13 protein-coding genes are annotated in these 12,833 nt (G+C 38.3%); 8 read left to right on the top strand and 5 right to left on the bottom strand.

What is annotated here, in order from left to right; translation table 11 throughout:
* Positions 1–24: 24 nt before the first annotated feature.
* From ACLV7W_RS05590 to pdrM, 8 genes are all read left to right on the top strand, one after another.
* Positions 25–756: a hypothetical protein gene (locus ACLV7W_RS05590; protein WP_411865598.1), complete on the top strand. Its 732-nt coding sequence runs from the start codon at positions 25–27 to the stop codon at positions 754–756.
* 358 nt (positions 757–1,114) lie between these two features.
* Positions 1,115–1,327 carry a hypothetical protein gene (locus tag ACLV7W_RS05585; protein ID WP_033628842.1) on the top strand — a complete coding sequence of 71 codons (213 nt, stop codon included), beginning with the start codon at positions 1,115–1,117 and terminating at the stop codon, positions 1,325–1,327.
* Positions 1,328–1,386: 59 nt separating this feature from the next.
* Positions 1,387–1,605 carry a hypothetical protein gene (locus ACLV7W_RS05580; RefSeq protein ID WP_084888092.1) on the top strand — a complete coding sequence of 73 codons (219 nt, stop codon included), beginning with the start codon at positions 1,387–1,389 and terminating at the stop codon, positions 1,603–1,605.
* A gap of 124 nt (positions 1,606–1,729) precedes the next feature.
* Positions 1,730–2,422, top strand: a complete 693-nt coding sequence (locus tag ACLV7W_RS05575; protein WP_411865597.1) for a YjjG family noncanonical pyrimidine nucleotidase — start codon at positions 1,730–1,732, stop codon at positions 2,420–2,422.
* 61 nt (positions 2,423–2,483) lie between these two features.
* Positions 2,484–3,137, top strand: a complete 654-nt coding sequence (locus tag ACLV7W_RS05570; RefSeq protein WP_411865935.1) for a uracil-DNA glycosylase — start codon at positions 2,484–2,486, stop codon at positions 3,135–3,137.
* Between the two features lie 9 nt (positions 3,138–3,146).
* A complete protein-coding gene (locus ACLV7W_RS05565) occupies positions 3,147–3,611 on the top strand; it encodes an NUDIX hydrolase (RefSeq protein WP_001135756.1) in 465 nt (154 codons plus the stop codon).
* A gap of 12 nt (positions 3,612–3,623) precedes the next feature.
* Positions 3,624–4,892 carry a dihydroorotase gene (locus tag ACLV7W_RS05560; protein ID WP_411865596.1) on the top strand — a complete coding sequence of 423 codons (1,269 nt, stop codon included), beginning with the start codon at positions 3,624–3,626 and terminating at the stop codon, positions 4,890–4,892.
* 41 nt (positions 4,893–4,933) lie between these two features.
* Entirely contained in the window at positions 4,934–6,286 is a 1,353-nt protein-coding gene (pdrM, locus tag ACLV7W_RS05555; RefSeq protein ID WP_411865595.1) for a sodium-coupled multidrug efflux MATE transporter PdrM, read from the top strand.
* A gap of 213 nt (positions 6,287–6,499) precedes the next feature.
* Here pdrM and xerS read toward each other — a convergent pair whose 3' ends face one another.
* The 5 genes from xerS to ACLV7W_RS05530 all read right to left on the bottom strand — a co-directional run bounded on the left by xerS (position 6,500) and on the right by ACLV7W_RS05530 (position 12,824).
* Positions 6,500–7,570, bottom strand: coding sequence for a tyrosine recombinase XerS (gene xerS, locus ACLV7W_RS05550; protein ID WP_411865594.1), 1,071 nt, complete (start codon positions 7,568–7,570; stop codon positions 6,500–6,502).
* 564 nt (positions 7,571–8,134) lie between these two features.
* A complete protein-coding gene (locus ACLV7W_RS05545; RefSeq protein ID WP_060628380.1) occupies positions 8,135–9,685 on the bottom strand; it encodes a ClC family H(+)/Cl(-) exchange transporter in 1,551 nt (516 codons plus the stop codon).
* A 16-nt stretch (positions 9,686–9,701) separates the two neighbouring features.
* A complete protein-coding gene (locus ACLV7W_RS05540; protein WP_411865593.1) occupies positions 9,702–10,481 on the bottom strand; it encodes a ribonuclease HII in 780 nt (259 codons plus the stop codon).
* Positions 10,468–11,319: a ribosome biogenesis GTPase YlqF gene (gene ylqF / locus ACLV7W_RS05535; RefSeq protein ID WP_411865592.1), complete on the bottom strand. Its 852-nt coding sequence runs from the start codon at positions 11,317–11,319 to the stop codon at positions 10,468–10,470. Before ylqF ends, ACLV7W_RS05540 begins: the two co-directional genes overlap by 14 nt.
* Before the next feature lie 395 nt (positions 11,320–11,714).
* A complete protein-coding gene (locus ACLV7W_RS05530; RefSeq protein WP_411865591.1) occupies positions 11,715–12,824 on the bottom strand; it encodes a glycosyltransferase in 1,110 nt (369 codons plus the stop codon).
* Between the last annotated feature and the right edge of the window lie 9 nt (positions 12,825–12,833).

The raw sequence follows: 12,833 nt of genomic DNA, 5'->3' as shown, positions 1-12,833 counted from the left end.
TCTTTACATATTAGGAGTAGGTAGATGAGTAATCTAGAGTCAATTCGTAAAGCGCATATCATCGTGTGGGGTGCCTATCTATTTTTATCATTAAGGGCGCCGCTAATTAGCAGCACAGAGTATTTCTTGCTTATTTTTTTAGCATTTCTCTACTCAATAGTATCGTTACCTATATATTCTGTGAAGAATAAAATAGTATCCATTTGTTTGGCTATAAACTCGATTCTGTTAATGAGTTTTCCAATTTTAATCAATAAATTTTTCCCAGGAAAGGTTTCTACTTATATCGTATTAATCAGTATTTTTGTCCTGGAGTTCTTAATCTTTAATAAAATTGGTAGAGATTTTGATACTAGATTAGCTAGCGAGTATAGGAAAATCAGTCAGTTTAAAAGTAAGATGTCTCAATCTCCTTGGATAAAATATTTAGAGATTTCTAGTTTTATATTAACTATATTTCCATTTATTCTTCATGGTACAGTTGCTAATCGTGTAGTGGCTCTTATCTTTTTGATAAAAATTTGTGTAGATACTACGATAAAGATTCTATTAAACAGAATCTTTAAGACAAGTGAGGTAATGAAAAGGAGGATATTTTCTCTTTTTGTACTAGATTTGATTGTCTTTTTATTTTTAGGCTATGTTTTAGTGATACAAAAAGACGAATATCTGTTTTCAATTCTACTAATTTTTTCTAATTTCTCACTTCCCTTTATCAGAGAAAAAGAGTATGAGTTATTTAAAAATAAGAAGTGAGATAAATACTTTTCTTTCAAATCAGGTAGAGAAAAGATATCTTATCTAGTTGACGAAGAGATAAAAACGAAGTTCTTTCTTTTGGGATAAATGTTACAGTAAACATAGCAATTGCTTATTTTATGGGAGACCCAACATGTTTCAACTAAGTGATAAAGCCAGAATAATATTTGCTATTATAGGAGCAAGTTCCATATTAGTCAGCATGTATCTTATTCCTCTTATTAAAACTGAGAATAAATTTTGGGAAATACTTTTATTTATATTAGGTGTATTGCTAATTGGAATTACGTTACTAAGTCATAAAAAAATTAAATTTTGGAAATAGCGTTAGTGAGAAGGACAGGATAATAGTATTATGATGGTTGTTTTAATTTTGATGGTTGTGGTATATCTGTATTATGTAATTACAGAGTATTTTCAGAATAGTTATATTGACTGTATACTATTTCTAACATTGCTGATTTCTCATTTGATATGGGATTACTATTTTTTGCCCATTGAAGTTTTAGTGGCATTAAGTGGAGTAAATTTGCTGTCAAGATTTTTCAAAAAAAAGAGAAGTCAATAGAGTTGTTAGTAGCTTGTTAGTGGATTATAAAGATGAAAGGTAAAATGGGGATATTTAAAATGAAACATTTTTTTGCAGGAATTGGTGAGATAAGATTTAGTAATTATCTATTGTCTCTATGTGTAGGACTAGCCCCTCTTTTTCATATCTATGTAATAGGCTCTGAAATGAGTTTTGTGAAAATAGTATTATCTATTTTGGGAGTCATATTTGTATGTATTTTAACTATTGCTCGAATTTATAGAAGATTTTTCTATAATAAAAATAAACTTGACTAGAATAGTATGGATTAGTTAATCAATTGGAACGATTATTCTTTGTGATACTATACCACTTTTAAGTTTTTACATTAAACAGCTGGCTGAAGTGAAAGTTGTTTATCTTAGAAAGGAAAACACCAAATTGTCCTACAAATTTCTACTCTTCGACCTCGACCACACCTTGCTTGATTTTGATGCTGCTGAGGATGTGGCTTTAACGCAACTTCTAAAAGAAGAAGGGGTTGCAGATATTCAGGCTTATAAAGACTATTATGTTCCTATGAACAAGGCTCTCTGGAAGGACTTGGAGCAAAAGAAAATCAGTAAACAAGAGCTGGTTAACACGCGCTTTTCTTGTTTATTTGCTCATTTTGGAGAGGAAAAAGACGGTAGTTTTCTAGCCCAGCGTTACCAATTTTACCTCGCCCAACAGGGGCAAACTTTTTCAGGTGCTCATGAACTTTTAGATAGCCTCATCGAGCGTGATTATGACTTGTATGCTGCGACAAATGGAATAACTGCCATTCAGACAGGGCGTTTAGCTCAATCTGGTCTAGCACCTTATTTCAATCAAGTCTTTATCTCTGAACAGTTGCAAACACAAAAGCCTGATGCCCTCTTTTATGAAAAAATGGGGCAGCAGATTGTAGGTTTTAGCAAAGAAAAGACGCTGATGATTGGAGATTCCCTAACTGCCGACATTCAAGGTGGCAATAACGCGGGGATTGACACGATTTGGTATAATCCTCATTACCTCGAAAATCCCACACAAGCCCAGCCGACTTACGAAGTCCATTCTTACCAAGACTTGCTGGATTATTTAGATAAACTGTAAAAAGTGGTTTAGAAAGCCACTTTTTGCTATAATAGAGGCAGTAAAAATGAAGGAGTCGGCTATGCAACACTCGTCTTGGCATGCTTTGATTAAGGCGCAATTACCTGAAGGTTATTTTGCGAAAATCAATCAGTTTATGGAGCAGGTCTATGCTCAGGGAACTGTTTATCCACCTAAGGAAAAGGTTTTTCAGGCTCTCTTGGCAACACAGCTTGAAGACGTTAAGGTGGTGATTCTAGGGCAAGATCCCTATCACGGACCAGGTCAAGCTCAGGGCTTGAGTTTTTCTGTACCTGACACTATCCCAGCTCCGCCTTCCTTGCAAAATATCTTGAAAGAATTGTCAGATGATATCGGGGGCAAGAAATCTCATGATTTGACAGCTTGGGCTGAACAAGGAGTCTTGCTTCTTAATGCTTGTTTTACGGTTCCTGCTGGACGGACCAATGGTCATGCTGGTCAGATATGGGAGCCTTTTACGGATGCTGTGATTCAGGTGGTCAATCAACTAGAGAGACCAGTCGTTTTTGTACTCTGGGGAGCCTATGCACGTAAGAAGAAGGCCTTAGTTACCAATCCTCATCACTTGATTATCGAATCAGCCCATCCCAGTCCTTTATCAGTTTATAGAGGATTTTGGGGTTCCAAGCCTTTTTCCAAGGCCAATGCATTCTTAAAAGAGACAGGACAAGAGCCAATCGATTGGCTTAGATAAGGAGAGAATATGCCTCAGTTAGCGACGATTTGCTACATTGATAACGGGAAAGAACTGCTCATGCTTCATCGCAATAAAAAGCCAAATGATGTCCATGCGGGTAAATGGATTGGTGTGGGTGGTAAGCTAGAAAGAGGTGAGACCCCTCAGGAATGCGCGGCGCGTGAAATCCTTGAAGAAACAGGGCTCAAAGCCAAGCCAGTTCTAAAAGGTGTCATCACTTTTCCTGAATTCACACCAGATTTAGACTGGTACACCTATGTTTTTAAGGTGACAGAGTTTGAGGGGGATTTGATTGACTGTAATGAGGGGACCTTAGAATGGGTTCCCTATGATGAAGTTCTGAGCAAGCCAACTTGGGAAGGTGACCACACCTTTGTTGAGTGGCTTTTAGAGGACAAACCCTTCTTTTCAGCCAAGTTTGTTTATGATGGGGATAAATTGTTGGATACCCAAGTTGATTTCTATGAATAAAGGAGAAAGCAGATGCTACTTATCAAAAATGGTCGTGTAATGGATCCCAAGTCTGGTTTGGATCAAGTGTGTGATGTTTTAGTCCAAGATGGGAAAATTGTCAAAATTGCTCCGGAAATCAAGGAAGAAGGAGCAGAGGTGCTTGATGCTACTGGTCTTGTGGTTGCGCCTGGTTTGGTCGATATCCATGTTCATTTCCGTGAACCTGGTCAAACGCACAAGGAGGATATCCATACGGGTGCCCTAGCAGCCGCTGCAGGTGGTTTTACAACGGTTGTCATGATGGCTAATACTAGTCCAACTATTTCAGATGTGGAGACTTTACAAGAAGTTCTTCAGTCAGCTGCCAAGGAAAAAATCAATGTCAAGACAGTTGCGACCATTACTAAGAACTTTAATGGCCAAGACTTGACTGACTTTAAAACGCTTTTAGAAGCAGGTGCCGTTGGTTTTTCTGATGACGGCATTCCGCTTGAAAGCAGTAAAGTTGTCAAGGAAGCTATGGAAGAAGCCAAAAAACTCAATACCTTTATCAGTCTTCATGAGGAAGATCCAGGTTTGAATGGGATTCTTGGGTTTAACGAAAATATTGCTAAAGAACATTTCCATATCTGCGGTGCGACTGGGGTGGCTGAGTATGCTATGATGGCGCGTGATGTCATGATTGCCTATGCAACCAAGGCCCATGTTCATATTCAGCATTTGTCTAAGGAAGAAAGTGTTAAAGTAGTGGAGTTTGCTCAGGGGCTAGGTGCGCAAGTCACAGCAGAAGTAGCGCCACAGCATTTTTCTAAGACCGAAGCGCTCCTTTTGACACAAGGAAGCAATGCTAAGATGAATCCGCCACTTCGTTTGGAATCAGACCGTCGTGCCGTTATCGAAGGTCTCAAGTCAGGTGTTATCACAGTTATCGCGACAGACCACGCGCCTCACCATGCGGATGAAAAAAATGTCGAGGATATCACAAAAGCGCCATCTGGTATGACTGGTTTGGAAACCTCTCTGTCTCTCGGTTTGACTTATTTGGTAGAAGCTGGGGAGTTAAGCTTGATGGAATTACTTGAAAAAATGACCTACAACCCAGCCAAGCTTTATAACTTTGAAGCAGGTTACTTGGCTGAGAATGGTCCAGCGGATATTACTATTTTTGATGCTAAGGCTGACCGTCTTGTGGACTCACATTTTGCTTCAAAAGCATCTAATTCACCATTCATCGGTGAAACCTTAAAAGGGCAGGTTAAATATACCATCTGTAAGGGACAAATTGTCTATCAAAACTAGGTGGGAGTCTGCTCTGTAAACAAAAAGAATAGAGAGCTTATATGTACCAAACCCATCATTTTAAAGACAAGTTTATCTTATTTTTAAAGATATTTTTCCCTATCCTGATTTATCAATTTGCCAATTATTCTGCATCCTTTGTTGATACGACTATGACTGGCCAATACAATACCATGGACTTGGCTGGTGTGTCTATGGCAACCAGTATCTGGAATCCTTTCTTTACCTTCCTGACAGGGATTGTGTCAGCCTTGGTGCCCATCATTGGTCACCATCTTGGTCGAGGCAAAAAGGAAGAAGTTACATCTGATTTTTACCAGTTCATCTATCTGGCCTTGGGCCTATCTGTGATCTTGCTGGGGATGGTGCTTTTCTTGGCACCACCAATCTTGAATCATATTGGACTAGAAGCACCAGTGGCGGCCGTAGCGGTTCGCTATCTCTGGTTTTTATCTATCGGAATTATCCCCTTATTGCTTTTTAGTGTCATTCGCTCCTTGCTGGATTCGCTGGGCTTGACCAAACTGTCCATGTATCTCATGCTTTTGTTGCTTCCTCTCAATAGCGGATTTAACTATCTCTTGATTTACGGTGCCTTTGGTGTTCCAGAACTGGGAGGTGCTGGTGCTGGTTTAGGTACTTCCTTGGCCTACTGGGTCTTGTTGGGAATTTCTGTTCTGGTTTTATTTAAACAGGAGAAGCTCAAAGCCTTACACCTTGAGAAACGCATTCCGCTTAATATGGATAAAATCAAGGAAGGAGTTCGCTTAGGTCTTCCTATTGGGGGAACTGTCTTTGCGGAAGTGGCTATCTTTTCCGTGGTTGGTTTAATTATGGCTAAGTTCTCTTCTTTGATAATAGCTAGTCACCAGTCAGCTATGAATTTTTCAACTCTTATGTACGCCTTTCCTATGAGTATCTCATCGGCTATGGCTATTGTCGTTTCCTATGAAGTGGGTGCCAAGCGATTTGATGATGCTAAAACCTATATTGGTCTAGGAAGATGGACAGCACTTATTTTTGCAGGCTTCACCTTATCTTTCCTTTACATTTTTAGAGGAAATGTGGCCAGTCTTTATGGTAACGACCCAGAATTCATCGATTTGACAGCACGTTTTTTGACTTACAGCCTTTTCTTCCAGTTAGCAGATACCTTTGCGGCACCGCTTCAGGGAATTTTACGGGGCTATAAGGATACAGTGATTCCTTTTTACCTTGGTTTGGTTGGTTATTGGGGTGTAGCAATCCCAGTAGCTATGGTATTCGACTCTCTAACAGATTTTGGAGCCTATTCTTACTGGATCGGCTTGATTATTAGTCTGATTGTGAGTGGGGCGCTCTACCGTTGGCGTTTAACTGTGATTATGAAGAGATTTGAATCCAGAAAAGCTTGATTTTTAGAATTCCTGCAAGCAAAAATATCCTTCCTTATCTGCATTATTTTTGCTATAGTTAAATTAGTAGTAGGCAAATGAGAATTTCAAAAATATAGAAACAATTGATATTCCACGCTACTTTACTGGTATCAGATATAAAGAAAAAGAAGTTGCTTATTTTTAGCAGCTTCTTTTCTTAATAATTATTTTACATAATTTAATTTATGTATTTTATAAACTATCTAGAGCATTCTTTTGTTCATCGTTGACGATATGGGTATAGAGGTCAGTGACTTGTGTACTGGCATGTCCTAGCTGGTGGCTAACCAAAACTTGCGATTTGGTTGCATCATAGAGTCTAGTTGCTAGGGTATGGCGTAGTTTGTGGGGAGTTACACGCACTTTGAAGTCCTCAGAGTATTTAGCAACCATCTTTTCAACACTAGAAGCATCGATACGATTGGGAACACCTCGATAGAGAGTTAGAAAGAGTGCCATGTCCGTCTTTTCAGTCTTATAGCGTTGATTTCGAATGGCTAGATAATTCTCTAGGTAAGGCTTAGCAAAGGCAGCGACATTGACCGAGTCACGTTTACCACCTTTTCGAGTGACATCAATGACCATCATTTTTAAATTGAGATCTCTTAGATCCAGATTAACAGCTTCAGATAGGCGGACACCAGACGCCAAGAGAAGGGCAATAATGGCTAAATCACGTTCTTTATTTTTATTGAATGACGAGAGAGCACGATTTGAGAGCTGTTGTGGGTACTCCTTATCGATATAGGTTAGAAAACCTTCTGTTTCATCACCTAGAAAGAGCTTTTGCTTGATATTTTCAGCTCTGGCAGCAAGTGTTTCTTTCTTTTTCTTTGTTGAAACTTTTTTCATTACATTACGATAAAAATAAGGTTCCCCCTGGTCGTTTTCAACCTCCTCAGTCAGATACTTGTAAAGACTAGAAAGTGCCGACAAGGTCCGATTGATGGTTGTCTGAGAGACACCTTGCTTGGTTGTATTGGCATTCAGCAAAGGTCGTTCTCGTAGATATAGGATAAAGGATTCCATGTCTTTCTTAGACATATTTTCCAAGACAGATAAAGAAATATCAGACATTTTATCGGCGTTTGAAATACCAGACTCCAAAACCCAGCTGAAAAATCGATCGTATTCCTTGAGGTATTCGTACAAGGTTGTAAAACTGTAGGGAACAGCAAGCTTAGATTGGTAGTATTCCAGAACATACCAGGGCATGATTTGTTTTAGTTTGTCAATTCGTTCCAGTAAAATCTCACGTTTCATGTATTTTCTCCATAAATAAGTCTACAAGTAGTATAGCATAGACCAGTATATTTTTCAAGAAAATTATAGTTTTTCGGAAAGATGTTATAGAGCTTTTTAAAAAAGACTTAAACCTGTGTAAAACGGATCTAAATCTTTGGAGTTTCATTGTGAATCATTAGCTAGTGCTTTTTCTAGTTTCTAAATACTAAACCAGAATGAAATAGTCAACAGAATAAAGAAAATAATAAAGAACTCACCCACTAAACTTCTGTTCATTCTACATAACTGAAGAGATATATAAGGAGCTATGAGATACAAAATGCATTGTATGATTGCTATCGTTTTCTTTTTTATTATTTTAATCTTGCTGTACAGATTTGATACAGTAAACTCCTTTCTAGCTTTATGCATTATCATTTCTAACTTAATTATAATCTTATTTTTACCAAAGTTCAGTTACTTGTACGTGAGATATCTTGTAAGTAAAAAATAACCGATCTCATTGCTGAGAATCGGTTTTCTAATATATTTAATTAATTAAGAAGTTTATTTTTTACATAACATAAATTATGTAAAAAGCTCCTACAACAATAAATCTTTTACTTTCCCAATTTCACTTTTTGGAATAACTAGGTGAATCATATCTCCGAGATACATTCTGGTTGAACCGTTAACGGTTTGACTTTTACCGTTATGGACTTGGGTGGTGATGAGGATATTATGTGGTAGGTTGAGTTCATGAACCTGTTTTCCAGCGATTTTGTCAGAAACAGGGATTTCAATGAGAGTGACTTCTCCTTCATCTGTCGCTTCTTCTGGCAGCATTTTTTCCAACATAGCCTCATAGACTGGTGCACCCTTGAGTAGATCCATGATGATGTAGGCGACCAAGGTTACTAATCCAAGTGGCATGAGGTTGCGAATATCTCCTACCATCTCAGTTACGAGTATCATAGCAGTTAAGGGAGCCTTAGATATTGCTCCAAAATAACCACTCATTCCTAGAATGACAAATATAGGGAATTGCTCTTGACTGACAAGTCCAAGATTGACACAAATAACACCAACTAGAGCTCCAAGTAAGGAGCCAAGCGCCAAAATTGGTAGGAAAATTCCTCCTGGAAGACCACTTCCATAACTAATCATGCTCCAAACAAAGCGAATCAAAAAGTAAACTAATAGAACTTGGAAACTAAAATCTTGCTCAGTTAGGGAAAGAACCAGCTGATTTCCACCACCAAGGATTTGGGGTAAGAAGATTCCGACTGGTAGGATGAGAATAAAGGCAAAAATTGGATAATAAGCTCTATCCAAATGGATTTTTTGACCAAGCCAATCATAAACTCGACCAACATTGAGCACAGCTTTCTCATAGAGAAAACCGGAAAGTCCTAGAAAAATTCCCATAAGGAGGTAAATCCAATACTGATCTAAGGTCATGAGTGGGATGTTGTCTGGCATATCCAGTACGGGTGTTAGGCCAAATATGAGCAGAGAAACAAAGTTTGCTACGAGACTAGCTGCTAGAGTGGAAACCCAGAAAAATCGAGAAAAGTGATGATAGACTTCTTCTACCACAAAGAGAAGTCCTGCAATCGGCGCATTAAAGGCTGCAGCTAGACCAGCGGCAGCTCCACTAGCAATCAAGGAGCGTTCCTCTACTGGACTGGATTTGAGCCATTTGGCAATTCCTTTACCCCCAACCGCTCCAAGTTGAATACTGGGTCCCTCTCGCCCCAGCATAAGTCCACTGGCAATAGCAAGAATTCCTAGAATATATTTTTTCCAAAGAACTCCCCACCAGTTGAGAGTCATGAGTCCCTTTAATTCTGCTTCGACTTGAGGGATTCCTGAGCCTTTGATATCTTTTTCTGATCGAGTTAATTTCGCACTGAGCCAACAAACTATTAAATAAAATAGACCAATGATAAAAAGATTGCGCACTAGATGCGCTTGATCTTGATAAAGTCCTTGTATCAGGTGGAAGCCTTTTTCGATTAAGAAACGAAAGGATCCAACTATAATTCCAACAACGAGACCAACAATGATTCCTCGTCCAACTTGGGATAATATGGTACTTGAGGCAAAGGCAAATTCTTTCTTGGAGCTGAGTGTTTCTGACTGTTCCTCCATAATCATTCCTTCTAACTTAACTTTCTTTTTCTCCTAAAACCAGTGATTTAACGGGTTCAAAGCTGGTTCGGTGAATTGGGGTAACTCCTAGTTTTGTGAGGCCTTCTAGGTGTTTAGCTGTTCCATATCCTGCATTAGCAGTAAAATCATAGCCAGGGAACTGCTGATCATATTCCTTCATCAATTCATCACGTGTAACCTTGGCTACTATAGAAGCCGCTGCGATTGAAAGGGAATTAGCATCACCTTTGATGATGGAGATTTGTGAAATTGGTAAATCCAGTTTCATGGCATCTATCAAAAGGTGCTCAGGTTGAGGACTGAGCTGGGAGATTGCTTCCTGCATGGCCAGTTTGGTTGCTTCATAGATATTGACTTGGTCGATGACCTGATTATCCATGATACCAATGCCGATTGACAAGGCTTGGTCTTGAACTGCTTTGAAAATCTCCAGATGTTTCTTTTTAGGAATTTTCTTGCTGTCGTTGAGGCCTCTAATCTTACAATTTTGAGGTAACATAACGGCTGCAGCGACTACAGGCCCAGCCAGAGGACCACGACCAACCTCGTCAACACCTGCTATCAAGGTCAATCCTTGCTTGTAAAGTTCTTTTTCGTAGGAAAGCATGGATTCCAAACGAAGATCCTCCTCCAATTCTGCCTGAATGGCTTTTTTACGCTTGCTGATTTCTTTTTGAACTCCAGAGCGATTATCCTTTTCAAGCTCTAAAAAAATAGGGCTATCTAGGTCCTTGACCGTAGCAAGGAGTTCTTTGATTTCTTTAATCGTCGCCATCGAGGTCTTCCAATGTATCTAAGGTATAGTTACCGAGTTTGCCATCGCGGACTTCCTTCACGAAGAGACTGTAAAAGCGGTCATAGTCGTCACGGAAACCGAGGGCACGGGTCATATCCATAATAATAACAGGCGCTTCTTCCTCAATTTTCATTTGTTTGAAGCGTTCAGCCAGCTTTTCTGGATAATGTTCTTTGAAATAATTGAGACCAAAAATGGTCACCTCGTCCATAGGAAGCAACTGGTCTTTGATAGCTCCAGTCAAAGCCAACTTAAGAGCTACAGTTTCATCCTCAAACTTAGGCCAGAGAATCCCTGGTGTATCCAAGATTTCCAAGTCTTTATTGGTTTTGAGCCATTGTTGTCCCTTGGTAACACCTGGTTTATTGCCGACAACGGCAATTTTCTTACCAGCCAAACGGTTCATGAGAGTTGATTTACCAGCATTTGGAATCCCAATAATCATGGTACGCAAGGTTTCAATCTGAATCCCACGTTCTTTCTGGCGAGCAATCTTATCAGCCATGAGCTTCTTGGCCGCATCTGTCACAACTTTTACAGTTACTTGTTCTTTGGAGTTGATAGCCAGCGTCTGGATTCCTTGTGATTCAAAATATTGACGCCATTCCTTGGTCATTGCTGGATCAGCCAAGTCTGCCTTGTTTAAAATCAAGAGTTTTGGTTTGTCACCAACAATTTTGGTCAACATAGGATTTTGACTAGATAGAGGTAAGCGTGCGTCCACCAAAATTGTTACAAAATCAACTAATTTTAAATTTTCCTGCACCTGTCGACGCGCTTTAGACATGTGACCAGGAAACCATTGAATAGTGGCCATAATATATCTCCTTCGGATTGAAAAAATTGTAAAAACGTTTTCTTTCTTGCCTTCTATTCTATCATAAATTATTCTTTTTTGCATAAGCTTTTGTCTAGAAAAGCTATTTTATTAAGGAAAATTGAATGCAATCTCATTTTTTAATATATTAATTTTCAGCAAATACCTATCTCTAATCCATGAGATTATTAAATATAAAATTAGTCGTATTGCATTCAATTAAGTTAATTAATCATCTGATAAAATAATCAAAATATATTTTAAATATATTTTTATGAAATATCTTTTAAAAGTACTATTAAAACATACCTAATTTTATTTATGAAACTACCGGATAATGGTCTGATTGAAATGAAATTAGAGAAGACATGTTTGTCCTCTCCATCAACTTTTTATTACTCATCAAATAATTTCTCTAACTGTCTGGTTGCTGATTCAATCTCGTAGCCATTTTCATCTATTAGCTGTTTCACCTTTTCTGTATCAAGTTCCCGATTATTTCTGACTGACAAAATTTTATCCGCCCATTCTTCAAGAGAGTCTTTCAAAGACAGGCTGTTATCGTAGTTATCTAGTATTCTTGCATCTGGTAGATGATTTGCTGTTACAACAGGTAATCCATTTGCTTGCGCTTCAATGAGTACAATTGGCAATCCTTCAAAATTAGATGGGAAGAAGAACACGTCTAGAAGATTTAGCATTTTTCCGACATTAGTGGTCAAGCCTGTAAAGATGACTTTATCTGCTATCCCATATTCTTTTGCCACATTTTCTAAAAAAGAAGTATCTCCTCTACCGATAAAAACTAAACGAGAATTTGGTTCTTTTTTGACGATTTCAGAAAAGACCTTAATACAGAAACTTTGATTTTTTTGTTTCTCATTTAAGCGGGAAACTTGCCCAATGACCAAACAATTTTCAGGGATCTGATACTCCTTTCGAAGTTGGGCTTGCATTTCTTGATTATATAAAAACTTTTCTACCTCAATGGCATTATGAATAACTAGTGCTTTTTCTCTTTCCTTACCATGATAAAAATGGTTTAACGCTTCTGTTCCACATGCCCAAAAATCGGTCGCATATTTGCCGACAAAAAGACGATTGACTGGATGAACAAAGCGGTAAAATTTATCTGCTGTTGCACAATGTCCATGAACAATTCTTTTTTCGATTCCGTATTTCTTTGCTAATTTTAAAAATTCTAGATGAGTCAGACCGTTTTGATTGGACCATAAAATATCATAACGATGAGCATTCTTCTTAAAGAAACGATCCCATTCCTTTAATGCCTGTTTCATATGAGGTCTTAACTTGGGGATTCTATGAACGACTAGAGGATTGCGGCAAAGCTTTTTAAAATGCTCACTAAATTCAACATCTTCAGAACCTTGTAGTAAAAATTCCAGTTCAAATTCAGAGGTATCGATATGATTATAAAAATCTACCACAATTTTTTCCAAGCCACCAACATCTGGAACCAGACCACAAACCAATATTCTTTTCATGGATTTCTC

Origin of the sequence: Streptococcus mitis (assembly GCF_965111735.1) — a bacterium.
GTDB classification, from domain to species: domain Bacteria; phylum Bacillota; class Bacilli; order Lactobacillales; family Streptococcaceae; genus Streptococcus; species Streptococcus mitis_DR.
The sequence above is the reverse complement of the archived record's forward strand: the minus strand, read 5'-3'. Positions and strand labels throughout refer to the sequence as shown.